Below are 26,471 nucleotides of genomic sequence, written 5' to 3'. Positions count from 1 at the left end.
GGGAATTTTTAGCCAATTTAAAAAAGTTTAAAAGAGCTCAATGGGTAAATGCAATTTTTTTATAGTTTTTGTATTGTAAATAACGCTTTTTCGCTTCGGAAAAAACAGGGAATTTCTCTCCTTTTTCTTTATTCAGCATTGCTATTTGATAAGCAACCTTCCATAAATGAAGCATTTCCTTCCAAGCATTAAAAAGTTTATACGATGGGTCGTAAATATGGGTTGGTTCTGCCCCGATGCCATTTACTTCCAGTATTTTAAAATTCTTGCCGTGTTTTAAATCGTTTATTGATTTGGCCTTAATATCAAACCTACCGTAAAAAAAACCTGGCATTTGCCCGTTTAGATCATCGAAAACCTTTAACAATTGGTTGTCCAAAATAGCATTTCCATTGATAAACTTTGTGCCCCGGTTATGATTTCCTATGGTTTCAAGTTTAATGGTTTTTCCTTCCGGAACAACATAATGCCATTTGTGCTTAAATTTTTTTTCTAATTTTTTATACTGAAGCAAAGCACGCGGTTTCTCTTTTATCAATTCCTCAAGGGTATGGGTTCCGTTCCCGGTAACGGTTAAAAATTCCTTTAAGGTAATTGAAGGAATTTGCCCCGAAATTTTATTGGGAAACCGATAATAAAAAATACCCACTTCCACAGGGTATGCTATATATTCCTGAACAATATAATCGGCTTTGTTAAAGTGTATGCCCTTTAAATCTTCTTCATTTTTGCACAAATGCACCAAAAGTCCGCGAAAACCTATATTTGGCTTAACAATTATTGGAAAATGGAGGTTATTGTCTTGCAATGTTGCCTTTAATGCCTTTAAGGTACTCCCTTTGGCAATTAATACGGTCTTTGGCCTGTAGACCTCCGGGACCAGTTGCAGGGTTGTGTATTTTGTATCGCTTAAAATAAAACCTTCGCCAATCGCAGGATTTACCTTTAAAAAATAAAACAGGCTTTTTGCTTTGACGGACAACCAATAATGCTGCAAAAAAACAGGTACATACAAAACCCACATGGGCCAATATTCCCACGAAGTTAGTTTTATATACAGCTGCTTCAATTTCATCGTTTACCCAAAATAGGGAGTTTTACATCTTTGGTCAATAATACCACAATACAGCAAACAAGGGTTACACAAGCCAAGGTAAACAAGGTACCTCCATCGCTGTTAAAATTTATGCCTATTATGGCTACATGCGATACAATTGCGCCAATCATCATCCCCACACCGATGATAGCACCTATGTGGGATGTTTTTCTATAAAGCAACAAAATTCCGGTTATTAACTCCAAACACCCCAAGCCAATTCTTCCCACAGGTTCTGCGCCCAATTCCGTAAACAGTTTTACGCTGTCCGGATGTGCAGTAAATTTAAAGTACAAAGTTTGGATAAGGATTACCGCTGCAATAATTGCCGCTGCTCTTTCAACGTAATATTTTTTGTTTCTCATCTATTTTTGCTTTTTTATAGTATGTTAGCCCAATACTATTATTTAAGGCCTCTACTTGTGTGGTACTTACCGTTTTTACCTGCGGCATGTTGAGCACAAAAGAGTTGTTTGCATGAATACCGTGAAGTTTCAATATCGTTTCTGAAGTTATATTCCCGGTTGCCAAAAAAGTTTGAAATACTTCCAGTTTTTTCTGATGAGCTTCTTCATTGTATAAAGTTGCCGATGACCATAGATGAGGAATTTCCTTACTTAGAAAATGCATGTGTTTTTTTGTTCCGTCCCAAACAAGCACCTGCAAATGTTCGTCTATTAAAATCAAGGTGAAGGGCTCTATGTTCTGGAGTTCTACATTTTGCATAAAGTTTAAAAATGAAGGGGATTCAAAGGCTTCAAAAACAAAATGCCCCCTGCTTTTTCGGTAAGGAAGTTTACGTTGGTGTTTTTCAAAAGCACCGTTTAAAATGCAGGCAACCTTCGATTTGTTGTCGGTAGCAATCCAACTCCCGCCCTTTTCAGTATCAATGGGGGCCAATAATTTTAATTTATCCTCCATATAAACATGTTGCGGCGACGTAGTTTTTCGTAGCGGGTCCTCGTCCCGGTTTGAAGTTAAATAAAAGCCTTTTTCCGTAGGTATGTAACTTACTGTGCACATATGTTTTTATTTCTTATGGTAGAAGCGGCCACCCCGAATTGTTGATTTAGAACTATTGTTGGGTCCAGTTCTTTCAAGCCAATTTTAATAATGGCCAAATGGTGTACCATATGCTCTATGTTATAAACTAACTCCCGGTTTAAATTTGTGGAAACTTCTATTTGCCTTGAAGCGTCCTCATTGCAATAGCTACCCTTTAAAAGCAAGTTTACATCCTTTTTTACAGATTTTATAAATGCCATAATTTCTTCAATTAACACAGTAGCATGTTTTGGTTGTGTTTCTAATTTTAAGTCGCGGTTTCTTGTGTCGTAATTTACTTCCCCAATTTCTATGGACAGCATCAAGCATTGGTAAAATTCCAAAATATGCCTTACGTGCATCCCTATCGATGAGCCGTTCAAGACTTGAAGGGGTTTTGCATATTGTTGAGCGTTAAAAAGCAGGATGATTTCCTTTAATTGTTGCAGGGTTTGATTGGTAGTTTGTTGAATCATTATTACTTGCTTTCTCTATTATGTAGCTATTACAATTGTTTCCTTACAAGTAAATTTACCAAAAAGAAAGCCCGCTAAAAATAGCGGGCTTTCTTTTTATTAACAAAACTTTGTAGATAATCTTTTATCCTTGCTATTCCTTAGAGGTCTTTTCTTCTGCCGAAGCTTTTGCTTTGGTTGCAGTTTTTGCTTTGGCCGGGGCTTCTTTTTTGCTTTTTTCTTCATCTCCAAAATCGGTAATGCCGTAATCGAGGAGTAAGTTGTACCATTGTATTACTTTTTTAATATCGCTGGCATATACTTTATCTTCATCGTAATCGGGTAAAATTTCAAAGAAGTATTCTTCCAACTTTATTTTTTCTTCTTTATGGCTTATTTTGGTTTTTTTGCCGTTTTCCTTCTGCTTTATTTTATTAAAGACCTCTTTTAAGGGCACTTCTTCGGTAAGCGTGTAAATGGCAATTTCTGACAGCAAGCTTATGTTGCTTCTCAAACCAACACTAATTTTTTTTCTATCGATTAAAGATTCTGCCACAATTCCCGAACGGGTTTGCGCTTTTAGCTCATAAAGTCCGGGTCTTCCCGTAATGGCTAATATTTTATCTAAGCCCATAAGTTATTATTTTTTTGAGAAAGCAAATATCTGTGCTTTGTATATATTATCAAAACGTTTAACGTGCTTTTTTAGCATCTGGAAAACGCATTTTATAATCAATTCGTATTTTTCCTTTGGAAATATTGGAAAGTTTTCCCTTTAAAAGCCTCTTTTTTAAACTTGAAAGCTTGTCTGTAAACAATATTCCTTCAATATGGTCGTATTCGTGCTGGATTACACGGGCCGCCAACCCTTTGTATTCTTCTGTGTGTTTGTTAAAGTCGGCGTCGTAATATTCAATTTTAATTTTTGGGTTCCTGGTAATATCCTCGCGAATATCCGGTATGCTCAAACAGCCCTCGTTAAAGGCCCATTCTTCTCCTGTTTCTTCAATAATTGTTGGGTTAATAAATACCTTTTTAAATTGTTTTAGCGTTTCCCTTTCCTCATCAGCCAGGTCTTCGTCGTCTGCAAATGCAGAGGCATCTATTACAAAAAGGCGCAACGACAAGCCTACTTGCGGTGCCGCCAAGCCTACACCATATGCATTGTACATTGTCTCGAACATATTGTCGATAAGTTCGGTCAAATTAGGATAATCTTTGGGAATCTCTATTGCCACCTTTCGAAGTACCGGATCTCCGTATGCTACAATTGGTAAAATCATAATATCTATTAAATTAAGGATGCAAAAATACAAACTAAATCCAATAATACTATGCGAAGCACTATAAAGATGAAGATAATAGATTGTTTTTAAGTATTTTTATTCATAAAGTGCGACCGGAAAAAATATTCGGGCACCTTATTTTACAATAACTTTTTTTGCGGTTTGAAAGTTGGCTGTTGCTATGTTTAATATATATACACCGCTTCCTAAATCGGAGATGCCAAACGAAAAAGTTTTGCGCTCGGTTTCTACTACTTTTACCATTTTTCCGGTAATATCGTAAAAAGTTAAGCGTTTTTTACCTGTATCGTTCATAGACACGTTTAACATATCCCTTCTATTAACGGGATTTGGGTATATTTTCAGAGAATCGTCAATATCATCGAAGCTGTAAAGCGATAACATTTTTTCCAATGTCCAAGGAGATGAATCGGAATCAATGAAATGGGTCATGGTTAATGATTTTGTGTGGGGCACAATCATTTCCTTGTTGTTTACCGTTGCCGGAAAAACAAGCTGGATAAAAAAGCATAAGATTAGGGTAATTCTCATTTCATTCACTTTATGTTTTAAAATGCAAAAGTTGTTCCAAACATTTTGCCAATTTGTTTATATACAAAGGTAAAAAAATTTAAACACCAAGCCTGTATTCTCTATCAATTTATGGTTTTTTTAGTTAAAAATTAACCTTTTAGCATTTTTATTGATTTTTCTTCAACTTATTTTTATTACTTTTTACTATGTAAGTACGACTGTAAAATAAGGGTGGCACTCACTTCGTCCAGCAGCTCTTTTTTTCTTCTGTTTTTTTTCTTGACCCCGCCATCTATCATGCTCTGAAAAGCCATTTTTGAGGTAAACCTTTCATCGATGCGTTCGATTTCCATTTTAGGGATTTCTTCTTTTAGTTTATGTATGAATAAACGGATTTCGGCTTCAATATCAGAAAATTCGTTGTTCAACCGCTTTGGCTGGCCAACCACTATAGCATCTACCGTTTCTTTTGAAGTATATTCCTTTAAAAAAGAAAGCACTTCGGCAGTTGGTACGGTCGTTAGCCCCGATGCAATTATCTGTAATTCATCGGTAACGGCAATTCCCGTTCTTTTCCCTCCAAAATCAATAGCCAGAATACGTCCCATTTTTTTATTTTTCAACAAAAGTAAGGCTTTATTCCAATAATTTTTCAGTAGCCGCTCGATACAATAGTTGGGCGTCGTTTTAAATTCCTTATAAATAACAACAAAATGTTATACTTGTAAAAAGTATCATGAAAATACAACCATCCGCTATATATTTGTAACAAAATATACCATTTATAATGAAAGAGATTCAAGCTATAATAGAAAAGGCCTGGGAAAACAGGCAATTATTAAAAGAGCAGGAAACTGTAAACACCATAAGAAAAGTAGTTGAATTACTGGACCAAGGAACTTTACGAGTTGCCGAACCCACCGAAAACGGCTGGCAGGTAAACGAATGGGTAAAAAAAGCAGTAGTTTTATATTTTCCCATTCAAAAAATGGAGACCATTGAAGCCGGCCCATTAGAGTTTCACGATAAAATTCCGTTAAAGAGAAATTATGCCGAAAAGGGAATACGCGTTGTCCCGCATGCCGTTGCAAGACACGGTGCCTATATTTCTGCCGGTACCATTTTAATGCCCAGCTATGTAAATATTGGCGCTTATGTAGACGAAGGAACCATGGTAGACACATGGGCCACAGTGGGAAGCTGCGCCCAAATTGGCAAAAATGTACACCTTAGCGGAGGTGTGGGCATTGGTGGCGTTCTAGAACCTTTACAGGCCGCCCCGGTTATTATTGAAGACAATGCATTTATAGGCTCACGCTGTATTGTGGTTGAAGGCGTTCGCGTTGAAAAAGAAGCCGTTTTGGGGGCAAACGTGGTATTGACCGCCTCAACAAAAATTATTGACGTTACCGGCGATAAGCCCGTGGAGATGAAAGGTTATGTGCCTGCCCGTTCTGTTGTTATTCCCGGAAGCTATACCAAAAAATTTGCAGCGGGCAACTACAACGTTCCGTGCGCATTAATAATAGGCAAGCGTAAAGAAAGTACCAATAAAAAGACTTCTTTGAACGATGCTCTCCGCGAATACGATGTGGCAGTTTAAATACAGCTCAATAAAATATATAAAATCCGGGGTTTGATATCAATTTCCCGGATTTTTTTATTATCAAGCAAGATAATATCTTTGCCGAAAATATAGCATTGGGCACAACAGCAAAATTATCGGCGGTTATTATTACTTATAATGAAATTAACTACATAAAAGATTGTGTAGAGAGTGTTTTGTTTGCCGATGAAATTATAGTTGTAGATTCTTTTAGTACGGACGGCACATGGGAATACCTTCGGCAACACGAAAAGGTAACGTCCGTTCAACATCCCTTTGAAAATTTTACCAAGCAAAAATCGTATGCGCTGAGCTTGGCCAATAATGATTGGATTTATTTTTTTGATGCCGATGAACGTGTTACGCCAAAGCTTCAAAAGGAAATTGTCGAAACTATAAACAGCCCAAAAACATGTGATGCCTACTGGAATTACCGGACTTTTATGTTCAAAAACAAAAGGCTCTATTTTAGCGGCTGGCAAACCGATAAAGTTTATCGGCTGTTTAAAAAAAGTAAGTGTGAATTTACCAACGAACGCATTGTACACGAAACCTTAAAAGTAAATGGTACCGAAGGTAAGTTAAAACACAAACTGCTTCATTTTTCTTATAAAGACTATCACGACTATAAGGGAAAAATGATAAAATATGGACAACTTAAGGCAAAGGAAGCATTTTTAAAAGGGAAAAAATGGACATTCCTGCTACAATACCTCCGTCCGGCCTGGAAATTCTTTAACCATTACATTATCCGTTTGGGAATTTTAGATGGCAAAAAGGGCGTAATAATTTGCTACCTGAATGCTTTAGGCGTTTACGAACGCTTTAAAGAGCAAAGAAGATTGCAGAACAGCTCTCAGAAACGATCATAAAAACTTTTCCCGGTACCAATCCACCTGTTTTTTTAGGCCTTCTTCAAAAGCTGTCTCCGGATTGTAATCAAGTAATTTTCGTGCTTTATCAATTAGCGCAGTAGTGCGCAATTGATCTCCCGGCCTTGGAGGGGTTATCTTCAATTTGGCTTTGAGTCCGATTATTTTTTCTATAAGTTCTATCCCCTGTTGGGTTGTATATTCAACATCGGAACCTATGTTTATAATTTCACCGTTAATCTTTTGTTCTTTCCCGATAACTGCTGCCATTCCCTTAACGATATCCCCAACATAGGTAAAGCTTCTGGAATGCTTTTCACTTCCTTCAAATAAAGGGAATTCGGTTTGGTCGTATATAGATTTTATTAGTTTGGTGTACAGTTTTTCCGGACGTTCCCTTGGCCCGTATACAGAATACAACCTTAAAGAACATGCGTTTATTTTTCCTGTACGTTGTTCACCAAGAACCAGCTGTTCTGCTGCCAGTTTTGTCGACCCGTAAAAGGAAATAGGTTTTGGCAAGGCCGTTTCTGGCAATGTGGCCTCTTTTCCATAAATAGAAGAAGTGGCAATATTTACAAACAATTTTAGGCTTGGGCAAGCTACTTTTGTCCAGTCCAACAGGTTTTGTGTTGCGAAAATATTGTTCCCCACATATTCATCTAGAGAAGTAGTTGCCGAAATGCCCGGCTGGGCGGCAAAATGAAAGATATAATCAAAAGCATCGGGCAATTTCTTTTGTAAATCTTCAGTTAAATCTGCTTTAACCAAATGTACTCCCGCCGCTTCGATATCGTTTTTATTAAGTTCTTTTAACTTAGGGCTGTAATAAGTTGAAAAATTATCTACTCCATATACCTCGTGCCCTTCTGCAGCAAAAAATTCTGCTGTATGTGAACCTATAAACCCGGCTGCTCCGGTAACTAAAATTTTCATTTCTTTTTATTTTCTTTTATTAATTTGGCATATTTCATATACGAAAAAAAAGCCTGTATAAGGGCAAAGGTAAAACCGTCCAAACCGTGGAATATTCCTTTTTTGAAGATATAACATTTAAAAAAAGAGGTCCAACCATGCACAAAAGGAGCCAAGAAAGAAGTCTTTTTCCCGTTTTTTACATATTCCTCAACCTGCCAATCGGTATATTGATTCTTTTTTGATATAATTTGATGAAAACCGGTCCAGCTATAATGGCGCAGGTGCATTTTGGACTTCAAAACATTTTTACCCGTTACGTCTTGGTGCACAATGGTTGTTCCCGGCCGTGCAGTTCTTTTGTCAAAAAACCGACAGGCATAATCGGGGTACCAGCCGGAAAAATTAATGAGCTCGTCCCTAAAATAGGTATTTCTTCTAAAACGGTAACCATCGTATGGTCCGTCAAAAAATTTCCCCGATTTTATAAATAAATAAGAATCTTCTTCCAACCTTTCGTCTGCATCTAAATTCAAGATCCAATTATTCTTACAAAATTGCAATCCATGGATACGTTGCGGACCATCGCCCAAAAATTTTTGCTGAATCACTTTGGCGCCCATTTCTTCGGCTATTTCCACCGTCCTGTCGGAGCTATACGAATCTATCACGATAACCTCGTCGCAAACCCTAAACATATCTTCCACACAACCGCCTATCCACTTTTCTTCATTAAAAGTAATAACCAATCCGCTAATTTCCATTTATTAAATTTTCGATAAAAATACTAAAATCATCATTATTAATATACTTTTGCAGCTATTCAATTTTCCGTATAATGGTATTAACCAAGACTTCCTCATTGAAGAAAAATGTCCAGAAAAGACAAATATTTACCGGAAGACTAAAAAGTTTAAAGTAATTTTAAGTTATATCGTTAAAAAAACGATTTCACCAACATTGCAATAGCTTATCAAAAAAAATACTTAATGCACGAAGAAATAAAAAAAACGCTTGATATCCTCAACCAGGGCAAACTCATACTCTACCCAACCGATACCGTTTGGGGCATTGGTTGCGATGCCACCAATGAAGAAGCCATAAAAAAAATATATCAACTTAAGCAAAGGGACGACAGCAAGGCTTTAATATGTTTGGTATCCGACCTTAGGATGCTTCAAAAGTATGTATATGAAATTCCCGATGCCGCCTATGATATTATTGACCTGGCCACCAAACCCACCACTATTATTTACGACAGACCGTTAAACATAGCAAAAAACCTTATCGCCAACGACGATACTTTGGCCATCCGGATTGCTTCTGATGAATTTTGCCAAAAACTAATCCGCCAGTTTAAAAGGCCATTGGTTTCCACCTCAGCCAACATAAGTGGACTCCCAACCCCAAAATCCTTTTCAGAAATAAGCAATGAAATTTTAAAAGGTGTAGACTATGTGGTAAATTTGCACCGCGAAAAAAAGAATGGCCAGCCATCGTCTATTATTAAAATTGGTAATGATGCTACGGTTAAGGTTATTCGCAAGTAGTCTCGTATCTTGAATTTATTGAAAAATAAAGAAATTGGACATTTAATCATTTATTAGGGTGCCCATCCTGAAAAATTTGGCATCATAACTGAAAAAATACCGAACACCGAATACTAAATTGGAAAATAACAAACATAATAACGCCATACAACACCCTATATTCAAACTAATTGCAAAAGCTTCAGAAGCAATTCATGTAAAAAGCTATGTAATTGGTGGTTTTGTACGCGATTATTTTTTAAACAGGGAAAGCCCAAAAGATATCGACATAGTTGCATTGGGCAATGGTATTGACCTAGCGCAAAAGGTGTCCGAATTGCTCCCCAAAAAAACCAAGGTAACCGTGTTTAAAAATTTTGGCACCGCAATGCTAAAACACGATGACCTTGAAATCGAGTTTGTGGGGGCCCGCAAAGAAAGTTACCATTTTGACAGCCGGAAGCCCGTGGTGGAAAACGGAACATTGGAAGACGACCAAAACCGAAGGGATTTTACCATAAATGCACTTGCCATTTCTTTAAACAAAGAAGATTACGGAAACCTGCTCGACCCTTTTGATGGAATATCCGATCTTCACAAAGAAATTATCCGCACTCCTTTAGATGCCGATATTACCTATTCCGACGACCCTTTACGCATGATGCGCGCCATAAGGTTTGCTTCTCAGCTTAATTTTAAAATTGAAAAAAAATCGCTACAGGCTATCAAAAGGAACAAAAAACGGATAAACATTATTTCCAACGAACGCATTGTAGACGAATTGCATAAAATATTGCTCAGCGAAGTCCCTTCAACGGGCTTTAAACTCCTTTTTGAGACCGGCCTGCTTAACATGATAATGCCAGAACTTACCAACCTTCAGGGCATTGAAGAAAAAGAAGGGCAACGGCACAAAGATAATTTTTGGCATACCCTGGAAGTTGTTGATAATATTTCTAAAAACACAGATAACCTTTGGTTGCGCTGGGCTGCTTTATTGCACGACATTGGGAAGGCTCCCACAAAACGTTTTGATAAAAAAATTGGCTGGACATTTCACGGACACGAATTTGTGGGCTCCAAAATGGTATACAAACTCTTTAAAAGACTGCATATGCCATTAAACGACAAGATGAAATTTGTCCAGAAAATGGTACTCATGAGCTCCCGCCCCATTGTATTGGCACAGGACATCGTAACCGATTCTGCCGTAAGACGACTTATTTTTGATGCCGGTGACCATGTTGAGGATTTAATGACTTTATGCGAAGCAGACATTACCACAAAAAACCCAAGGCGCTTCAAGAAATACAATAACAACTTTAAAATTGTGCGTCAAAAAATTGCCGAAGTAGAAGAACGCGACCATGTACGCAATTTTCAACCGCCCGTGGATGGGGCAGAAATTATGGAAACATTTAATTTAAAGCCTTCCAAGGAAATTGGAATTATTAAAGAAGCCATAAAAGAGGCCATTTTGGAAGGTGAAATCCCTAATGAACATGATGCCGCTTATGCTTTTATGATTGAAAGAGGAAAAAAACTTGGATTGACGCCAGTTGAGAAATAGGGATTAGTTAATGGTTAATTGATAATGGTTAATTGTTGAACTTATAGAACTTTGAACCTTGAATAGTAATTAGGGAAAAGGGATTAGTCCATCCGCTGACGACAGCACAGCTACGTAACAGCATAACAATGAACTAAAAACCAGAAACTTGAAACCTTGAAACCTTTGAACCTTTGCAACTTTGAACCTTCGAACAATAAAAAAGTGAAGAAAAACTTTAGAAAAATAGCAAAAATAACCTTGGTACTGGTATATCTGGTTATTATCGCCGGGGCCGTTGTACGAATGACCGGAAGCGGCATGGGCTGTCCAGATTGGCCTAAATGTTTTGGTTATTATGTTCCTCCTACCAATGTTTCTCAATTAACATGGCAGGCTGGACGTTCCTTTAAAAAAGGTCAGGTTATTATTGTTGACCAAACGCTTCAGGTAGCCAAGGAAAATTTTACCACCGGAGAAAATTATAATAAAGCCCACTGGGAGCCCTATACCAAACACGATTACGCTATTTTCAATCCACTGCATACCTGGGTAGAATACATCAACCGTTTGTTTGGTGCCCTTGCCGGGTTTGCCACACTTGTTATGGCCTTTGCTTCTTTTTCGTTTTGGAAAAAAAACAAATGGATCCCCGTACTTTCGTGGCTTACCGTTTTTGGCATGGGGTTTCAGGCATGGCTGGGCGCTACCGTTGTATACTCTGTGCTTGCCCCGGTAAGGATTACGCTCCATATGGTAATGGCATTGCTTATTGTGGCCATGATCCTTATTATTATTTATCAAACAAAAAAAGAATATCATAATTTCGGGGGCCATAAGCTTTTTAAAAATGTACTATTGCTTGCCTTGTTACTTACACTTGTACAGGTAGTTTTGGGCACACAGGTAAGGCAGTTCATCGACGAACAAGTAAAAGATCATGGTATTACCAATAAAAGCCTATGGCTTTCGTCACCGGAAACCGACTTTTACATACACCGTTCGCTATCAATTTTAATTTTTATCACCAATGCCTTCCTCTTCATAAAAAACCGAAATTTAAAACCGGGGTTTTCAAAAATAAACTGGGTATTCTTCCTTATTGTTTTAGAAATCGCTACGGGAATTTCCATGTATTATTTTAATTTTCCTTTTGGCAGCCAACCGCTACATTTGGTTATTGCCTCCATACTATTTGGCCTACAGTTTTATTTACTTATGGAAAGCAAGCCCAAAAAGCTAATAACCTAAATATTTGTGCTGTTTGCATTTAACGTCCACTGTTGAAAAATATCTTTTTAGAATACAAGTTGCCAAATGAAATTAAGCCAAAAACTTTGTAACTTGCAACCTGCTGAAAAATGAAAAACCATGATTTATAAATTCAGAATAATCTTAGATGCCGAAGAAGATGTATTTAGGGACATTGAAATAGAAGGCAACAATACGCTGGAAGATTTCCATAATGCCATATCGCAGGCCTTTGGTTTTGACGGTACCGAAATGGCTTCTTTCTATGTAAGCGACGAAGAATGGAACCAAGGTGAAGAAATTGCCCTTTTTGACATGAGCGAGACCGGAACCGATGTAAAACTCATGGCCGAAACTTATATGGAAGACCTCCTGGATGAAAACAACAGGAACCTAATTTATGTATACGACTTTTTTAGCATGTGGACATTCTTTGTGGAATTGGCCGATATTGCCGAAAAAGAAGATGGCGCCACTTACCCAAACCTTTTGTATGTGCACGGGCAGCTGCCCGACGCACCGCCCGTAAAAAAGTTTGAAGCCGAAGACCTCTCTGAAGGTGACGACAATGGTTTTGACCTTGATAATTACGACGACCTTGATTTTGACGAGCATTGGAACTAACCCAAGCACAACATTAAAAGCAAGGTTCGCACGGTTCAAGAAACACTTTTGGTTTATTTAAAGATTACAAACCCATTAAAGGTTACCGTACCGTTACGCACATAAAACCCGACGGATAAACCATTGATTTAACAATCCTAACAGCATAACCAGATAACAAAAAGCATGATTAATTTATATCCCACACAAATAGAAAGCCTGTCCATTCACAGAATAGGAAACAAAAGCAAGAGCGAAGGCACATTTTTTTCAGAAGAACCTTACCGCCTAAACGATGAAATAACCGGGTTGCTCAAAGAATACTTTTTTAAGCCTTTTCGGGACAAAGAAGAAAATTATTACCGTTTCGACCACGAAGTCGACCTTGATTATAACGAACTATATTCCATCGCTTCCGAAGTATTTACAGACCCGCCAAGCATCCATAAACAATCCAAAAGCATTGCCACACATTTGTACGACCAGTCCAACCACCCGCACATAAAAAGCGGCGAAGTATATGTTGCGTACCTCTCAGATGTGGTTCTTGATAATGAAAAGTACAATGCCATTGGGGTTTTTAAATCAGAATTAAAACACGATTTCCTTGAATTTGAAGAAAAAGGCACCAATCTGGAAATCTTAATCCGTCAGGGAATCAACATCAACAAGCTCGATAAGGGATGCTTAATTATTAATGCCAATAAAGAAGAAGGATTTAAAATTTTATCGATCGACAGCAACCGCTACGATACCAAATATTGGCTGGAAAATTTTTTAAGCGTAGATGCCCTTACCGATGAAACTTTTTTCACCAAAAAATATTTAAAATTTTGCCAAGACTTTGCCAAAGATGTGGTCTTGCCTGCGGAAGACAAAAAAGAAGAAGTTATGTTCATGAACCGTGCTGTGAATCATTTTGCCAAAAACGATGCTTTTGAAGAAACCAATTTCTTGAATGAAGTTATGGACAACCCAGAGCTTATTCCCGAGTTTAAGCATTATAAAACCGAAAAAGGACCAAAATACAGTATCGAAGATGTATCTTCTTTCCCCATTGCCAACAAAGCCGTTTCGGATGCCCGCAAAAAAATTAAAAACGTAATCAACCTAGATACCAATATTCAAATAAAAATGGACTTCATCAACCCGGAATCTGCCGAGAAATTTGTAGAAAAAGGCTGGGACGAAGAGAAGCAAATGTATTATTATCTGGTTTATTTTAACAAAGAACAAAAAAGCTAGCATAAGCACCTATTTAATTAAGAGAAGATATAGCAACATACGGTAAACACTGATTATAAGGAATTGAATTCAACAAACTCCTGCAAATCTTTTTCCTGACCTTGCAGGCATTCATTTCAGCTCTAAAATTCCTACAAGGTTTCCAAAAAACCTTGTGGGAATAAAGCAAACGTAATAGAAGTGTTGACTTTTCTTATGTAAAACCTATGTTATATAAAAAGGGTTAAAACTTATAGTATAAACCAGAGCCCTGCCCGAATTGCTCTTCAGACCATTTTTCAACGGTATACTCCCAAATTCCAGTTAAATCTTCAACGGCTTTATTAGTCAATTTATATTTAACCATTATTTTTTCGCCTAGCTTTTAATTGTTGAAGGTGTTTATCTGGGTTAAAATCGTGTGCTATTCCGCTATCAATTCCCTCTTGAATTGCATTTCGCAAAGCAGTGGACTTACTTTCTTCATCTTCTAAAAGGCGAAGTCCGGCACGAATTACTTCACTTACATTTTTATACCGACCGGCAGAAACTTGTGTCTGCACAAATTGGTCAAAATAAGTTCCGAGTGATATTGATGTGTTCTTGCTCATAATTCAAATATTTACTCAAAAATACCAAAATATGGTAAGTTTAACAAATTACGTCATGTCCTAAAAATACATTTTTATCCCCTTAATAAATGGAATAATGTGCCTTTTTTTTGTTTTTTATCCTGAGAATATAAAAGTAGCATATAAATTATACTCAAAACCTCATTAGATACGTCCGGAACCCCAACCGATACGTCCAACAACCTATCTGGTTAGGTGAAAAATAGGTCTGGATATGCATCGGAGCATCTTAAACACCACTTAATGAGTAAACTACCCCGCCAGATGTTTGTTAGGAATCGTGCAGCAGCCGTTTCATGCTTACATCTTCGTAATTTCTTCTTACAAATTCCAGTGCCACCCTTACCACTTGGCCCATGGAGCGGCAGCGCTTAAATTTCAGGTCCAATGTATAATTATACAGCTCCTGTTTTAGTTCTTCCAGGTTTTCTTTGGTGGTAATATGGTCGTTTACCATACAGCGCAACAATGCTTTTAACCTTTTCTTGGATGTCAAGATCCGCTTTGCCAACAAAGAGCGTTCTTCTTTTTTATATTGTTCTATGGAAGCGGGTTTTAAGCGTTCTTCTACCATTTTTACCATCTGGTAATTTTCTTTAAAAAATTGTGGTTTGTATACCTTAAAGTTCCCTTCGTAGCACTGCTGGTCGAAATCTATTGCGCGTATTTTAAAAATTACATTGTCAAAATCGTGCACGGGTATAATTACGTAATTGTAAGAGCGCATATCTCCCAAAAGCCTTATCATGCAGCGTTCGTTAAACTTTACAAATTCTTTTGCAATCTGACTTTTTTGTATGTCGGTACATTCGGGCAGTGCATTTTTTATAAATTCATCGCCCGGGATCCCAGAAATATGTTCTTCGATCAAGGTATCGTGGTAAACGGCAAAGTTAATTCGGTTGGGCGACAGGATATGTTCCAGTTCGAGCCCGTATACCCGAGAGGCATCGGCTTTTTTTACATAAATATAGGTATAGTTGTCGTTAAGGATATTTCTAACCTTTATGCGAAAAGGCTGCGAGTTGCCAAAGGTGCAATAATCAATGGCATCTATGTTAAGGTACTGAAAGATGTCTTCGTTTCCATCAGAAAAAATAAGCGTATATACCTGTTTTAAATGGTAATCGATCTCTGGACGTTCAAATTCAGAATAATAAACACGTATCCAAAGCGTATCGTTATCATCTTCATCATACACCACAACAGAGCCGGAAAACCGAAGCAGGTCGTCATAAGATATTGGTATCTTTGTGGTCCGGTTGTAGCGCTCCAGATAGGTAAGCAACCGTTCGTTTACTGGATAGCTGGGCTTCTTTTTCGACATTAATTTTTCGCTCATCTCGTGTTTTCTTATTAATTAATCAAATTTAATCTATATTATTGTAACAAATCAACATAGAATTCGTCAAGTTAATAGAATCAACTCGAAAAAAGAAAATTTTGGAAAATATTCTTACAGTAAATAACCTCACCAAGAAATTCGACCTTTTAACCGCCGTAAACGATGTTTCCTTTAACATAAAAAAGGGAAACGTATATGGTATTTTAGGGCCTAACGGAAGTGGAAAATCGACCACCTTGGGCATTGTGCTCAATGTTGTTAACAAGTCTGCCGGGGATTTTTTCTGGTTTGACGGGAATACCTCGACACACCAGGCATTAAAAAAAGTAGGGGCCATAATAGAACGCCCGAACTTTTACCCGTACATGACCGCAGAACAAAACCTGAAACTGGTTTGTAAAATAAAAGAAGTGCCAAACGATAAAATCCATGAAAAACTGGAGCTCGTTGGGCTGTTGGACCGAAAAGACAGCAAGTTTAAAACTTATTCCCTCGGGATGAAACAACGCCTGGCCATTGCCTCTGCACTTTTAAACGACCCCGAGATTTTAATTCTGGACGAGCCCACCAACGGGTTGGACCCGCAGGGAATACACCAAATCAGGGAAATCATAAAAAAAATTGCCTCCATGGGCACGACCATTCTTTTGGCCTCTCACCTACTTGATGAAGTTGAAAAGGTATGCTCTCATGTTATTATTTTAAGAAAAGGACATATGCTCTATTCGGGCAGGGTGGACGAAATGATTGCCAGTCACGGCTTTTTTGAACTAAAAGCAGATAACGAAAAGGAATTAATGGCCGTTTTGGAAAAAAACCCCGCTTTTGGATCGCTAAAAATTGAAAATGGATTGATTACCGCTTTTTTAAACGAACCCATGGACGCTACAACATTTAATAAATTTATGTTTGAAAAAGGCATTGTGCTCTCGCATCTGGTTAAAAGAAAAGAAAGCCTTGAAGAACAATTCCTGACAATTACCAAAAACCAAGCTAACTAATGAAACGATTACTCCAAATAGAATTTATAAAACTCTGGAACAACAGGGCCAGCAGGGTCTTGACCATTGCATACTTTATTTTGCTCACTTTTATCGCCCTATTTGCAACCATAAAATTTGATATAGGCGACGTACATTTTCAATTGGCCGACCAAGGAATTTTTAATTTTCCGTACATATGGCACTTCAATACGTACATTGCCGCTTTTTTTAAGCTTTTCCTGGCCATTGTTATTGTTTCCATGATGTCCAACGAGTACAGCAACAAAACCATAAAGCAAAATTTAATAGACGGGCTTAGCAAAAAAGAATTCATTCTTTCTAAATTTCTTACCGTGGTGGTTTTTTCTATTATTTCTACCATTTTTATTTTTGTGGTCTCTTTGATTTTAGGGATGATTTATTCTGATTATACCGAACTCAGCATTATATTTTCTGACCTTGAATACTTTTTGGCCTTTTTTGTAAAGCTCCTGGGCTTCTTTTCATTTTGTTTGTTCTTGGGCATGTTTGTAAAAAGATCGGCTTTTGCCCTGGGCTTTTTAATACTCTGGCAAGTGTTCGAAGGCATTTTTTACGGGCTTGCACATTGGCAACTGGACAGCAATATAGCAAATGGTATTTCTCGGTTTTTGCCGCTAGAAGCCATGAGCAACCTTATAAAAGAGCCATTTAGCCGTTTGGGGGCCGTACAATCTGTAGCCAGTCAAGTTGGGGAATCTATTACCAAAGACTATTCGGTGCATTGGTACGAGATACTTATTGTTTTAGTATGGACATTCATTTTTATTTACTTATCTTTTGCCTTATTAAAGAAAAGGGATTTATAATCCACGAAAAACAACCTAAACTAAATGATAGCCCGATCAACTATCAAAAGCTGTTTTTTAATGGCACTACTCTACTTTTCGGTCAAGGAAATGCAGGCACAGACCAATGCATTGCCAAACGATTGCGTAAATGCCATAACGGTATGTGGCAGTGGAATGATAAACAGTAATGCCGACGGAAGCGGCGTCCAGGAAATAAGTAACAATGCCTGCAATAGCATGGAACACAATAGTTTGTGGCTAAAAATAAATATTGTCCGGGCAGGTACTTTGGGATTTACCTTACAACCTACAAACACCGATATTAAAGTAGATTACGATTTTTTTGTGTTTGGCCCCAACGCCAATTGTACCAATATTGGGCAGTCCATACGTTGCTCGACCACAAATCCAAACGCTGCCGGACTTACAAATAACCTTACCGGAATGAACGGCACTGCAACCGAAACCAGCGAAGGCCCCGGGGAAGAGGGCGATGGTTTTGTAAAATGGCTGGATGTCTCGGTTGGCGATACTTATTTTATTGTAATCGACCGCCCTGTAGGAAGCGGCGGGTTTAACCTTGAATGGACAGGATCTGCCACAACTGGAGGCTCCCCTTTTCCCGGTATGCCCATAGCAAATGCAATAACCGGCCAAGAGATATGCAACAGTACCGGAATGCATACATTCGATCTTTCGGTAATGACAAACAGCATAAACCCCGACCCCAACAACAACGTTAGCTTTTACGGCACCGAAGGCGATGCTTATGATCAAGTAAACCAACTCTCGCACAGCTTAACGCTTGATAATTCTTCTCAAAAAATATATGCACGCGTTACCAACGCCAACGGTTGTTTTGATATTACCGATTTTGAGCTTTCATCCTATAAAACCCCTGTACTAAACAATATGGATTTTGTGCAATGCGATTTGGATATTACAAATTCTACCGATGGTAAAACGGTATTCAACCTTTCTCAGCTAAAAGAACAAATAACCAATAACAGCAATACCCAAATTCTTTATTACGAAAGCGTGGCCGATAGAACAAACAACAACCCCGTTGCAAACCCCGAAAACTATATCGGGCAAGACCAACAGGTTCTCTATGCCAAAGCAATTGCCCCAAGCGGATGTGAAAGCACTTCCGAAGGTAAAATTACGCTTTCTGTAAAATCCACAACAGCCAGTTTGCCAAAGGCAGCATCATATTTTACTTGTGATTTAAATGCCGAAGATACTGTTCTGGAAGGAGCTTTCGACTTGGCCTTTATCAAAAAAAACGCATACCCAAACCTAGATGTATTTCTTTATAAAAGCCGCGATGATGCTGCCTTGGAAGTAAATGAAATTACATTGGACGAAATTATTTCCGAAAGCACAACCTTGTTTGCACGCCTTGAAAAGAACAACGAATGCCAGGGCGTGGAAGAAATAGACTTAACCGTAAACCCAACGCCTCAAATAAAACTTCCCGATGTCTTTCCTCTTTTATGCCTCAACATTGGAAGTCTCCCAATAACCGCCCCAAGCGGATTTGACCTTTATAAATGGTATAAAATTGATGAAAACAACCAGGAAAAACTTATAGAAACCCAACAGACCATTAAAATTACCGAACCTGGAAATTACCGTTTGGAAGTAAGCTATGTATACAATAATTATGGAGACACCAAGGAATGTAACAATAGCAAAACATTTAATATTGAAGCATCTAATATAGCCAGTATTTTAAAAGTTGATGTCGAAGATATTTCTGAAAACAATAAAATTACCATTTTGGTTGAAGGGGAAGGCAATTATGAGTATGCCCTTGACACGCCGTATGGAATATACCAGAACAATAACATGTTTGAGAATGTCCCAAATGGTTTTATAGAGGTATATGTACGCGACAAAAATGGCTGTGGCATGGTAAGTCAAAAAATATCGGTTATTGGTTATGACAAGTTTTTCACCCCAAATGGGGATGGCTACAATGATTATTGGAGAATACACGGAACAAATGGAACATTTCAGGCCAATTCCCTAATTTTTATATACGACCGGTACGGGAAGCTCATTAAACAAATACGTCCTTTAAGTAAAGGCTGGGACGGGAATTACAATGGCATCCCCCTCCCGTCATCTGATTATTGGTTTTCTGCAACCCTTGAAGATGGACGCGAATTTAAAGGTCATTTCACGTTAAAAAGATAAACCCCTATCTGCTGTGCACAAAAGTTTAAAATAGTCAATGCCAAAATATTTCTTCATTGACATGTTGTCTTCCAATTGTCTAATTATTAAACAATTTTCAATCTGTTTCCAATTCATAATTTGCTAATTTTGTAAGATGCGATTCAAAATAAAATCAAATTACAAACCAATGGGGGATCAGCCCGAGGCTATCCGTCAATTATCAGAAGGCATCGAGGCCCATGACAAATACCAAACCCTTTTGGGGGTAACGGGTTCCGGAAAAACATTTACGGTTGCCAACGTTATTCAGGAAGTACAGCGCCCCACCTTGGTCTTGGCACATAACAAAACGCTTGCGGCGCAGTTATATTCAGAATTCAAACAGTTTTTCCCCGATAATGCGGTAGAATATTTTGTTTCTTATTACGATTATTACCAGCCCGAAGCCTACATACCCGTAACCGGTACATATATTGAAAAGGACCTCTCCATAAACGACGAAATTGAAAAGCTACGCCTTAGCGCAACCTCTTCCTTGTTATCGGGAAGGCGTGATGTACTGGTGGTGGCATCGGTATCGTGCCTGTATGGTATTGGTAACCCTGTTGAGTTTCAAAAAAATGTAATTTCTATTGAACGGGACCAGGTAATTGCCCGCACCAAATTGTTGCACCGGTTGGTACAAAGCTTATATGCAAGGACAACAGCCGAATTTACCCACGGAAGTTTCAGGGTTAAGGGCGATGTGGTGGATGTATACCCGAGTTATGCCGACGATGCCTTTAGGATTCATTTTTTTGGGGATGAAATCGAAGAAATTGAAGCCTTCGACCCAACTACAAACCGCGTTCTTGAAAAATACGACCGCCTAAATATCTATCCGGCAAATATGTTTGTTACATCACCGGACGTTTTGCAAAATGCCATTCACCAAATACAGGACGACCTTGTAAAACAAGTAGATTATTTTAAAGAAGTCGGGAAGTCCTTAGAAGCAAAGCGCTTGGAAGAACGCACCAATTTCGACCTGGAAATGATTCGCGAACTGGGTTATTGCAGCGGTATTGAAAATTACTCCCGCTATCTTGACGGAAGACAGCCCGGCACCCGCCCATTCTGCTTGCTGGACTATTTCCCCGATGATTACTTAATGGTGGTAGACGAAAGCCACGTTACCATTCCACAGGTACATGCCATGTATGGAGGCGATAGAAGCCGGAAAGAAAATCTGGTTGAATATGGGTTTAGGCTCCCTGCTGCCATGGACAACAGACCTTTAAAGTTTGAAGAATTTGAGGCATTGCAAAATCAGGTACTGTATGTAAGTGCCACCCCCGCCGATTATGAACTGCAATTAAGCGGTGGTATTTATGTGGAACAGGTTATTAGGCCAACGGGCTTGCTGGATCCCGTTATAGAAGTACGCCCCAGCGAAAACCAAATCGACGACCTTGTGGAAGAAATTCAACAAAGGGTTGAAGTTGACGAGCGTGTTTTGGTAACCACGCTTACAAAAAGAATGGCCGAAGAACTTACCAAGTACCTTACCCGCATACAGGTACGTTGCCGCTATATCCATAGCGATGTAGACACACTGGAACGCGTGGAGATTATGCAAGATTTACGCAAAGGTTTGTTTGACGTGCTCATTGGGGTAAATTTATTAAGGGAAGGATTGGATTTACCCGAAGTTTCGCTGGTTGCCATTTTGGATGCCGATAAAGAAGGTTTTTTAAGAAGTGCCAGATCGCTTACCCAAACGGTAGGCCGTGCCGCAAGGAACCTGAACGGAAAGGCAATTATGTATGCCGATAAGATTACGAACAGCATGCAAAAAACCATTGACGAAACCAATTACCGCCGGGAAAAACAAATTAGCTTCAACAAAGAAAACAATATAACCCCTAAAGCACTCAATAAGAATTTGGATAGTGCCTTGGCAAAAAATTCGGTTTCTACCTATCAACTGGAAAAAGAAGCAGCCCGGAAAGCGGCCGAACCCGAACTGGAATATCTTCCGAAGGAAAAAATAGAAAAAATAATAAGGGACAAGCGCAAAGCGATGGAAAAAGCTGCAAAAAACCTTGACTTTATGGAAGCTGCAAAACTGCGCGACGAAATAAAGAGTTTGCAGGAACGTGTTTAAAATGGAAAGCGTTAAGAAATTTACTATTGATGGGAATTCCATTTTTGATATTCCCTCTTTTTATAAAGAAGTAAACCGCGAATTCATGAAAAATGAGGATTGGGACATTGCGGAGAACCTTGACGCTTTAAACGATTTATTTTATGGTGGATTTGGTGAATTAAAATCGATTGAAGCATGTGACCTTGTCTGGAAAAATATAGCCAAGAACAAAACTGATTTAGGCAGACAGACTACTATTGAGTTTTACAAAAACAAACTAAAAAAACCTTCTATTTACAATACAGTCTTTATAAAGAAGAAACTAGCTGAATTGGAACAAGGACAAGGCAAAACATATTTTGATATCATCATGGAAATTATTGAAAATCATCCGCAGGTTAATTTAATAGATGCTTGAATTAATTTTAAACTAAAAAGACTATTCCAGCAAAAAATGCTCAAGAATATATTGTTTCCTAACGGGCTGGCTTACATTGTTCAATGCTTTCAGGAATAATTCTTTTGATAATTCTGATTTATTTTTTTTATACAAACTGGCTTTGACCAATTCAAAATAATAATAGCGGCCTCTCAGCACAGGCTCAACCTTTTCAATGATTTTAATTGCATCTTCTTCTTGGTTCAATTGCATTAGGCAATAGCATACATTTAATTGCAATATAGGAGAGTCTGTTATGTTCTGTAACAATTTGTAGCATGATAACATTTTATTCCAAAAACCTTCATCATAATTGTTTTCCATCATATAGCTACTCACAATCAACGCCTCAATATAATATTGATTTAATTGATCTGGTTTCTCCAGATAATGAAACCCAGCATTGATAAACGATTGATTCCAAAGGCTTTTATCCTGATCAAAGAAAGAAATCATTTTGCCTTTTGCCATTCTTGAACCAAAACGGGCGATATGAAAGAAAAATAATGACAACAAATGCTTAATCCTTACGTCTGCATGCTGATTTTTTATGGTTTTTGTTAAAGCATACGCTTCTAGGCACACGTTGTAATTAAAAAACGATTTGGACTCAACAGCATCATATCCTATGTTAAACACACCGTATAAAACCTCGGCTACAAGTGTTATTTCCATAGGCTTTAAAGCAGAAAAGCTTCCCGGAAATTTTTGTCTGTCGCCCTTTTGGAGTCTTTTTCTGGTCCGCTGAATATTTTTATAGATGGCTTCTTCACCCAATAAGGTTGAAGCACTTATTTCTTTTATATGCAGGCCAAATATATTTTTAAGTATAAAAAGAGTTTTTGCCTTTTTTGGGATATCGGTGGCTTTGATAATATAATAAAGTACTTCAAGCCTATAATCCTGCTGGTCAGCATCAAATTCAATATAATTTATCTGAAAAGCTTCTTTTTTTATTTGATTCAGCAAATCATTTTTAGCGACAATAAATAACCAGCCCAATTTATTTTCGGGAATACGGCCATGCTTCCATTGTCTTAAAGCTTTCAAAAAGGTATTTTGAATAGCATTCTCGATAATAGGGATATAGCTTTTCCCAAAATGATGAAGAAGGGAGGCGTACAATTTTCCATAGTATGCCCTGTAGCTCCCTTCTATATTAATTTCATCATCATGATTCATAATCGGCAATGGGTCTTATTTCTGTTGTTCCGCCCCATAAATGGGCGGGGCATTCCATGGCAATTGCCAGCATTTCTTTTTTGCTTGCTGCTTGCAATAAATAATATCCTCCAATTATTTCCTTTGTTTCAAGAAAGGGACCGTCTTTAATAATACACTCTTTTCCCATAATAAAAGTAGCCGTGGATTCTAAACCATCTCCCGATATAAAATTTCCGTCTGACTTTAACTTTTCGACCCAGGCAAAATGGGCATTAATAAGTTCTTCCATTTCTTTAAGAGACAGTTTCTCCATTGTTTGCATGTCTTCATGCAGGAGCAATAAAAATTTTTTCATGACTTAACGTGTTTATTATAAAGACATTTTTCTTCTTCCTTTTTGGATATTCTTTTGAAAAAATTTCAAGAAAAAGTAATCAACCTACTAAATTTACATATTATTCTGTTACAACTATTTAGAACCTTCAGTATCAAGTTTTAAAAGCAAATAATTGGATTCGGCATAAAAATTTCATCAAAAACAATAAAAAAACGAAATCGGTTAAAATATTTTCCTTTCTCAACCGACTATATAGTATAACGCATCCCAACTTAATGAACCAAAAAGAGAAAAATAGTTTTATAAAACGTGTATCTGCTTCCGAAGAGGGAAAGTTGATATACTTTTTAAAACAATGGATTACCAATGGAGAGGATGCCAAGGATATAGTGCAGGATGTGTTTTACAATTTAATACTAGGTTTTGAAGAGATAAAAGACCTGGACAAAATTACCTCGTGGCTGTACAGCACGGCAAGGTTTAAGGCAATTGATTTTATAAGGAAAAAGAAGCCTACCGTAGCTTCGGATCTGATTAAAAACGATGAGGACGACAACGAGATTTTTGAATGGATCCAAAAGCATACTCCGGCCGATCAAGTTGATGAGTTATGGAAAGAAGAAGTGTACAACGTACTCGAAAACACCTTGGAAACCCTACCCGAAGAACAAAGGGATGCCTTTGTACTTTATGAACTTGAAGGCTTTTCCATGGCACAGATTGCCGAACTAAAAGAAACATCGGTTAACACCATTTTGTCGCGCAAACGATATGCCGTTTCCCGATTAAAAATAGCATTGCAGAAATTGTATAACGAATTAAATGACTAAGCATATGAAAGGATTAAAAATTATTGGATTTATATTTTTTAAAGTAGCCGTAATTGCACTGTATGTTTTTATAGTGATGCTGTTATGGAACTGGCTCATGCCAACTATTTTTGGAATTACAACCCTAACTTTTTGGCAGACCTTGGGCGTATTGCTCTTGTGCAAGCTCCTGTTTTTAGGAAGTGGCTGGGGAGGATACCGTGGCAGGTTTAGGGGAAAACGGGGAAGGCCCGCGGGAAAACCCTGGGAAAACGGGTTAAAACAACGATTAAAGGAAAGATGTAAAAACCATAAAACCAACAATGATGAATAAAAGAACTGCACTGGAAATATTGGTCTTTGCCACCAATATTTTTTCTACCGAACAAATAAACAAGGTACTGGAAAAGCTATTGACGCATCCCGGTGTTAAACAAGCAAATTTCGACCTGGAAGACATTGACAAGATATTAAGGGTAGTATCTTGCGGCATTACAGAAAGGGAAGTTGAAGAAGTTTTACAAAACCAGAACATACATTGTTTGGCGCTGGCTTAAAATTAGCATGCATTACTAGGCCCTATTTTTAAAAGGAACTATTACACCTTTTTCCAGATAGTTTTTGAGCCCATTTAAAAGCATGGCCCAACAAAACGAAGAAATACGAAAATGTTTATTGTCGGTTTTCCACATACGATGCATAAAGCTAAGTAATACTTTTCCCTTTTCTTCTGCCAGTTTATAATCCAAAACGGTACCGTTCCAGTCTAGATCGGCCTGTGTTATTGTTATTTCTAATGATTTAGCAGGAATGCAGGCCGTTACTTCACCGAACCAATTGTATTCTTCTGAGAAATAAAAATTATACACTTCGCCCATTTTGGGAGTTCCCGTACATTTTTTTGTCCACCAATTATTTAATTGATCTGGTTGCGATATGCCTTTAAAAACATTTTTGGCAGAAGTATTTATATACAATATACAGGTCGTGATATATACAATAATTTTGGCTCATTAAAATTTATTTCTCCTAAAATACAATATTTCAATTTATTATATAAAAAATCGCCACGGAAATCCGTGGCGATTTTTAACTAACTAACCAAACTTAACATTATGAAAAACTAATCATTCTATCGTTATGCTATCTCGATAAGCCTTTTTGGTTTTGGCAAGGCTTCTTCTTTTTTTGGCAATGCCAATACAAGCACGCCATCTTCGTAGGTAGCATTTATTTTATCGCTGTCTACAGTTTCCGGAAGTGTAAAAATTCTTTTAAAAGAAGTATAGCTAAATTCCTTACGGGAATACCTAGCGTTTTCCTTTGAGTCTTTCTCTTCGGACTCCTTTTTAACATCCGCAGAAACGGTTAAAACATTTTTGTCTATTTCTACGTTAAAATCTTCCTTCTTCATTCCCGGAGCGGCAACTTCAAGCGAAAACTTATTGTCTTCCTCTTTAATGTTTACAGCCGGTACAGAAGATGAAAAATTTTCAATTCCGCCAAACCAATCTGGTTTTAACACTTCATCAAAAAAACTTGGAAACAAACTGTTATTTCTTCTTACTAAGCTCATTGTTTATATTTTTTTAGTTAAACTTTAATTTTAATAATTGTACAAACTGCTATAGTCAAATTTAATTCCAATTCACTTTT

Annotated in this window: 31 protein-coding genes and 1 pseudogene; 15 read left to right on the top strand and 17 right to left on the bottom strand. The window is 37.7% G+C overall.

Translation table 11 applies throughout. From position 1 onward, the window contains the following. Positions 1–37 precede the first annotated feature (37 nt). From UXI14_RS13560 to ruvX, 8 genes are all read right to left on the bottom strand, one after another. The gene (locus UXI14_RS13560; protein WP_335966595.1) at positions 38–1,075 is read right to left on the bottom strand and encodes a D-alanine--D-alanine ligase; all 1,038 of its coding nucleotides are present in this window, start codon (positions 1,073–1,075) and stop codon (positions 38–40) included. Then, positions 1,072–1,461 (bottom strand): DoxX family protein, encoded by a 390-nt coding sequence (locus tag UXI14_RS13555; protein WP_335966594.1) that lies wholly within the window; start codon positions 1,459–1,461, stop codon positions 1,072–1,074. Before UXI14_RS13555 ends, UXI14_RS13560 begins: the two co-directional genes overlap by 4 nt. Continuing rightward, entirely contained in the window at positions 1,436–2,119 is a 684-nt protein-coding gene (locus tag UXI14_RS13550; protein ID WP_335966593.1) for an NRDE family protein, read from the bottom strand. The genes UXI14_RS13555 and UXI14_RS13550 overlap by 26 nt, the downstream gene beginning before the upstream one ends. Next, positions 2,107–2,616, bottom strand: a complete 510-nt coding sequence (locus tag UXI14_RS13545; protein WP_277900819.1) for a hypothetical protein — start codon at positions 2,614–2,616, stop codon at positions 2,107–2,109. The genes UXI14_RS13550 and UXI14_RS13545 overlap by 13 nt, the downstream gene beginning before the upstream one ends. A gap of 133 nt (positions 2,617–2,749) precedes the next feature. Beyond that, positions 2,750–3,229: a DUF5606 domain-containing protein gene (locus UXI14_RS13540; RefSeq protein WP_335966591.1), complete on the bottom strand. Its 480-nt coding sequence runs from the start codon at positions 3,227–3,229 to the stop codon at positions 2,750–2,752. A 58-nt stretch (positions 3,230–3,287) separates the two neighbouring features. Next, complete coding sequence (gene def / locus UXI14_RS13535) at positions 3,288–3,878, bottom strand: peptide deformylase (protein ID WP_277900817.1); 591 nt, start codon at positions 3,876–3,878, stop codon at positions 3,288–3,290. Positions 3,879–4,016: 138 nt separating this feature from the next. Then, on the bottom strand, positions 4,017–4,433 hold the full coding sequence (locus UXI14_RS13530) for a T9SS type A sorting domain-containing protein (protein ID WP_335966590.1): 417 nt from the start codon (positions 4,431–4,433) through the stop codon (positions 4,017–4,019). Positions 4,434–4,609: 176 nt separating this feature from the next. Then, a complete protein-coding gene (ruvX, locus tag UXI14_RS13525; RefSeq protein WP_335966589.1) occupies positions 4,610–5,023 on the bottom strand; it encodes a Holliday junction resolvase RuvX in 414 nt (137 codons plus the stop codon). A 179-nt stretch (positions 5,024–5,202) separates the two neighbouring features. On the opposite strand from ruvX, the gene UXI14_RS13520 reads away from it, so the two are divergent. Both UXI14_RS13520 and UXI14_RS13515 read left to right on the top strand, forming a co-directional pair. After that, positions 5,203–6,018 (top strand): 2,3,4,5-tetrahydropyridine-2,6-dicarboxylate N-succinyltransferase, encoded by an 816-nt coding sequence (locus UXI14_RS13520; protein ID WP_335966588.1) that lies wholly within the window; start codon positions 5,203–5,205, stop codon positions 6,016–6,018. Positions 6,019–6,116: 98 nt separating this feature from the next. Continuing rightward, positions 6,117–6,893 (top strand): glycosyltransferase family 2 protein, encoded by a 777-nt coding sequence (locus UXI14_RS13515; RefSeq protein WP_335966586.1) that lies wholly within the window; start codon positions 6,117–6,119, stop codon positions 6,891–6,893. Here UXI14_RS13515 and UXI14_RS13510 read toward each other — a convergent pair. Further along, a complete protein-coding gene (locus UXI14_RS13510; RefSeq protein ID WP_335966585.1) occupies positions 6,888–7,829 on the bottom strand; it encodes an NAD-dependent epimerase/dehydratase family protein in 942 nt (313 codons plus the stop codon). The genes UXI14_RS13515 and UXI14_RS13510 overlap by 6 nt on opposite strands. Beyond that, positions 7,826–8,572 (bottom strand): glycosyltransferase family 2 protein, encoded by a 747-nt coding sequence (locus UXI14_RS13505; RefSeq protein WP_335966584.1) that lies wholly within the window; start codon positions 8,570–8,572, stop codon positions 7,826–7,828. Before UXI14_RS13505 ends, UXI14_RS13510 begins: the two co-directional genes overlap by 4 nt. A gap of 225 nt (positions 8,573–8,797) precedes the next feature. Between UXI14_RS13505 and UXI14_RS13500 the strand changes: the two genes are divergently transcribed. The 5 genes from UXI14_RS13500 (at position 8,798) to UXI14_RS13480 (ending at position 13,985) form a co-directional block, all read left to right on the top strand. Beyond that, on the top strand, positions 8,798–9,358 hold the full coding sequence (locus UXI14_RS13500) for an L-threonylcarbamoyladenylate synthase (RefSeq protein ID WP_335966583.1): 561 nt from the start codon (positions 8,798–8,800) through the stop codon (positions 9,356–9,358). 118 nt (positions 9,359–9,476) lie between these two features. Then, positions 9,477–10,907 carry an HD domain-containing protein gene (locus UXI14_RS13495; RefSeq protein WP_335966582.1) on the top strand — a complete coding sequence of 477 codons (1,431 nt, stop codon included), beginning with the start codon at positions 9,477–9,479 and terminating at the stop codon, positions 10,905–10,907. A 204-nt stretch (positions 10,908–11,111) separates the two neighbouring features. Continuing rightward, a complete protein-coding gene (locus UXI14_RS13490; RefSeq protein ID WP_335966581.1) occupies positions 11,112–12,137 on the top strand; it encodes a COX15/CtaA family protein in 1,026 nt (341 codons plus the stop codon). 120 nt (positions 12,138–12,257) lie between these two features. Further along, entirely contained in the window at positions 12,258–12,761 is a 504-nt protein-coding gene (locus tag UXI14_RS13485) for a hypothetical protein (protein ID WP_277900807.1), read from the top strand. Between the two features lie 165 nt (positions 12,762–12,926). Continuing rightward, a complete protein-coding gene (locus UXI14_RS13480; protein WP_335966580.1) occupies positions 12,927–13,985 on the top strand; it encodes a nucleoid-associated protein in 1,059 nt (352 codons plus the stop codon). Positions 13,986–14,244: 259 nt separating this feature from the next. On the opposite strand, the pseudogene UXI14_RS13475 reads toward UXI14_RS13480, so the two are convergent. The 3 genes and pseudogenes from UXI14_RS13475 to UXI14_RS13465 all read right to left on the bottom strand — a co-directional run. Beyond that, positions 14,245–14,331, bottom strand: a pseudogene (locus tag UXI14_RS13475) (type II toxin-antitoxin system RelE/ParE family toxin); the annotation flags it as partial. Next, on the bottom strand, positions 14,324–14,575 hold the full coding sequence (locus UXI14_RS13470) for a type II toxin-antitoxin system ParD family antitoxin (RefSeq protein ID WP_335966579.1): 252 nt from the start codon (positions 14,573–14,575) through the stop codon (positions 14,324–14,326). The pseudogene UXI14_RS13475 and the gene UXI14_RS13470, both read right to left, overlap by 8 nt. Before the next feature lie 292 nt (positions 14,576–14,867). Further along, the gene (locus UXI14_RS13465; RefSeq protein ID WP_335966578.1) at positions 14,868–15,938 is read right to left on the bottom strand and encodes a hypothetical protein; all 1,071 of its coding nucleotides are present in this window, start codon (positions 15,936–15,938) and stop codon (positions 14,868–14,870) included. Positions 15,939–16,039: 101 nt separating this feature from the next. Here UXI14_RS13465 and UXI14_RS13460 point away from each other — a divergent pair, with 101 nt between their 5' ends. From UXI14_RS13460 to UXI14_RS13440, 5 genes are all read left to right on the top strand, one after another. Beyond that, positions 16,040–16,942 (top strand): ATP-binding cassette domain-containing protein, encoded by a 903-nt coding sequence (locus UXI14_RS13460; protein WP_277900801.1) that lies wholly within the window; start codon positions 16,040–16,042, stop codon positions 16,940–16,942. Further along, the gene (locus UXI14_RS13455; RefSeq protein ID WP_335966577.1) at positions 16,942–17,772 is read left to right on the top strand and encodes an ABC transporter permease; all 831 of its coding nucleotides are present in this window, start codon (positions 16,942–16,944) and stop codon (positions 17,770–17,772) included. Before UXI14_RS13460 ends, UXI14_RS13455 begins: the two co-directional genes overlap by 1 nt. A gap of 60 nt (positions 17,773–17,832) precedes the next feature. Further along, positions 17,833–19,956, top strand: coding sequence for a T9SS type B sorting domain-containing protein (locus UXI14_RS13450; protein ID WP_335966576.1), 2,124 nt, complete (start codon positions 17,833–17,835; stop codon positions 19,954–19,956). Positions 19,957–20,092: 136 nt separating this feature from the next. Next, complete coding sequence (gene uvrB / locus UXI14_RS13445) at positions 20,093–22,084, top strand: excinuclease ABC subunit UvrB (protein ID WP_335966575.1); 1,992 nt, start codon at positions 20,093–20,095, stop codon at positions 22,082–22,084. 1 nt (position 22,085) lies between these two features. After that, complete coding sequence (locus tag UXI14_RS13440; RefSeq protein WP_335966574.1) at positions 22,086–22,484, top strand: ribonuclease inhibitor; 399 nt, start codon at positions 22,086–22,088, stop codon at positions 22,482–22,484. Positions 22,485–22,505: 21 nt separating this feature from the next. On the opposite strand, the gene UXI14_RS13435 is transcribed toward UXI14_RS13440, so the two are convergent. Together UXI14_RS13435 and UXI14_RS13430 are read right to left on the bottom strand one after the other, a co-directional pair. After that, positions 22,506–23,687: a DUF6596 domain-containing protein gene (locus tag UXI14_RS13435; protein ID WP_335966573.1), complete on the bottom strand. Its 1,182-nt coding sequence runs from the start codon at positions 23,685–23,687 to the stop codon at positions 22,506–22,508. Further along, a complete protein-coding gene (locus UXI14_RS13430) occupies positions 23,677–24,024 on the bottom strand; it encodes a YciI family protein (protein WP_335966572.1) in 348 nt (115 codons plus the stop codon). The genes UXI14_RS13435 and UXI14_RS13430 overlap by 11 nt, the downstream gene beginning before the upstream one ends. A 257-nt stretch (positions 24,025–24,281) precedes the next feature. On the opposite strand from UXI14_RS13430, the gene UXI14_RS13425 reads away from it, so the two are divergent. The 3 genes from UXI14_RS13425 to UXI14_RS13415 are packed head-to-tail and all read left to right on the top strand — an operon-like array spanning position 24,282 to position 25,372. After that, positions 24,282–24,836: an RNA polymerase sigma factor gene (locus tag UXI14_RS13425; protein ID WP_277900794.1), complete on the top strand. Its 555-nt coding sequence runs from the start codon at positions 24,282–24,284 to the stop codon at positions 24,834–24,836. A 4-nt stretch (positions 24,837–24,840) separates the two neighbouring features. Beyond that, positions 24,841–25,149: a hypothetical protein gene (locus UXI14_RS13420; RefSeq protein ID WP_277900793.1), complete on the top strand. Its 309-nt coding sequence runs from the start codon at positions 24,841–24,843 to the stop codon at positions 25,147–25,149. Next, positions 25,142–25,372 carry a hypothetical protein gene (locus tag UXI14_RS13415; RefSeq protein ID WP_277900792.1) on the top strand — a complete coding sequence of 77 codons (231 nt, stop codon included), beginning with the start codon at positions 25,142–25,144 and terminating at the stop codon, positions 25,370–25,372. The genes UXI14_RS13420 and UXI14_RS13415 overlap by 8 nt, the downstream gene beginning before the upstream one ends. 15 nt (positions 25,373–25,387) lie before the next feature. Here the strand turns inward: UXI14_RS13415 and UXI14_RS13410 are convergent, their stop codons facing one another. Both UXI14_RS13410 and UXI14_RS13405 read right to left on the bottom strand, forming a co-directional pair. Beyond that, positions 25,388–25,792, bottom strand: a complete 405-nt coding sequence (locus tag UXI14_RS13410; protein ID WP_335966570.1) for an SRPBCC domain-containing protein — start codon at positions 25,790–25,792, stop codon at positions 25,388–25,390. A 161-nt stretch (positions 25,793–25,953) separates the two neighbouring features. Continuing rightward, on the bottom strand, positions 25,954–26,391 hold the full coding sequence (locus tag UXI14_RS13405) for an Hsp20/alpha crystallin family protein (protein ID WP_335966569.1): 438 nt from the start codon (positions 26,389–26,391) through the stop codon (positions 25,954–25,956). Positions 26,392–26,471 lie beyond the last annotated feature (80 nt).

Origin of the sequence: Galbibacter sp. PAP.153 (genome assembly GCF_037029175.1) — a bacterium.
GTDB classification, from domain to species: Bacteria; Bacteroidota; Bacteroidia; order Flavobacteriales; family Flavobacteriaceae; genus Galbibacter; species Galbibacter pacificus.
The sequence above is the reverse complement of the archived record's forward strand: the minus strand, read 5'-3'. Positions and strand labels throughout refer to the sequence as shown.

Coding starts and splice junctions, on each gene's coding strand:
- UXI14_RS13560 (WP_335966595.1), bottom strand. CDS start 1,075: ATGAAATTGAAGCAGCTGTATATAAAACTAACTTCGTGGGAATATTGG.
- UXI14_RS13555 (WP_335966594.1), bottom strand. CDS start 1,461: ATGAGAAACAAAAAATATTACGTTGAAAGAGCAGCGGCAATTATTGCA.
- UXI14_RS13550 (WP_335966593.1), bottom strand. CDS start 2,119: ATGTGCACAGTAAGTTACATACCTACGGAAAAAGGCTTTTATTTAACT.
- UXI14_RS13545 (WP_277900819.1), bottom strand. CDS start 2,616: ATGATTCAACAAACTACCAATCAAACCCTGCAACAATTAAAGGAAATC.
- UXI14_RS13540 (WP_335966591.1), bottom strand. CDS start 3,229: ATGGGCTTAGATAAAATATTAGCCATTACGGGAAGACCCGGACTTTAT.
- def (WP_277900817.1), bottom strand. CDS start 3,878: ATGATTTTACCAATTGTAGCATACGGAGATCCGGTACTTCGAAAGGTG.
- UXI14_RS13530 (WP_335966590.1), bottom strand. CDS start 4,433: ATGAGAATTACCCTAATCTTATGCTTTTTTATCCAGCTTGTTTTTCCG.
- ruvX (WP_335966589.1), bottom strand. CDS start 5,023: ATGGGACGTATTCTGGCTATTGATTTTGGAGGGAAAAGAACGGGAATT.
- UXI14_RS13520 (WP_335966588.1), top strand. CDS start 5,203: ATGAAAGAGATTCAAGCTATAATAGAAAAGGCCTGGGAAAACAGGCAA.
- UXI14_RS13510 (WP_335966585.1), bottom strand. CDS start 7,829: ATGAAAATTTTAGTTACCGGAGCAGCCGGGTTTATAGGTTCACATACA.
- UXI14_RS13505 (WP_335966584.1), bottom strand. CDS start 8,572: ATGGAAATTAGCGGATTGGTTATTACTTTTAATGAAGAAAAGTGGATA.
- UXI14_RS13500 (WP_335966583.1), top strand. CDS start 8,798: ATGCACGAAGAAATAAAAAAAACGCTTGATATCCTCAACCAGGGCAAA.
- UXI14_RS13485 (WP_277900807.1), top strand. CDS start 12,258: ATGATTTATAAATTCAGAATAATCTTAGATGCCGAAGAAGATGTATTT.
- UXI14_RS13480 (WP_335966580.1), top strand. CDS start 12,927: ATGATTAATTTATATCCCACACAAATAGAAAGCCTGTCCATTCACAGA.
- UXI14_RS13470 (WP_335966579.1), bottom strand. CDS start 14,575: ATGAGCAAGAACACATCAATATCACTCGGAACTTATTTTGACCAATTT.
- UXI14_RS13465 (WP_335966578.1), bottom strand. CDS start 15,938: ATGAGCGAAAAATTAATGTCGAAAAAGAAGCCCAGCTATCCAGTAAAC.
- UXI14_RS13455 (WP_335966577.1), top strand. CDS start 16,942: ATGAAACGATTACTCCAAATAGAATTTATAAAACTCTGGAACAACAGG.
- UXI14_RS13450 (WP_335966576.1), top strand. CDS start 17,833: ATGGCACTACTCTACTTTTCGGTCAAGGAAATGCAGGCACAGACCAAT.
- uvrB (WP_335966575.1), top strand. CDS start 20,093: ATGCGATTCAAAATAAAATCAAATTACAAACCAATGGGGGATCAGCCC.
- UXI14_RS13440 (WP_335966574.1), top strand. CDS start 22,086: ATGGAAAGCGTTAAGAAATTTACTATTGATGGGAATTCCATTTTTGAT.
- UXI14_RS13435 (WP_335966573.1), bottom strand. CDS start 23,687: ATGAATCATGATGATGAAATTAATATAGAAGGGAGCTACAGGGCATAC.
- UXI14_RS13430 (WP_335966572.1), bottom strand. CDS start 24,024: ATGAAAAAATTTTTATTGCTCCTGCATGAAGACATGCAAACAATGGAG.
- UXI14_RS13425 (WP_277900794.1), top strand. CDS start 24,282: ATGAACCAAAAAGAGAAAAATAGTTTTATAAAACGTGTATCTGCTTCC.
- UXI14_RS13420 (WP_277900793.1), top strand. CDS start 24,841: ATGAAAGGATTAAAAATTATTGGATTTATATTTTTTAAAGTAGCCGTA.
- UXI14_RS13415 (WP_277900792.1), top strand. CDS start 25,142: ATGAATAAAAGAACTGCACTGGAAATATTGGTCTTTGCCACCAATATT.
- UXI14_RS13405 (WP_335966569.1), bottom strand. CDS start 26,391: ATGAGCTTAGTAAGAAGAAATAACAGTTTGTTTCCAAGTTTTTTTGAT.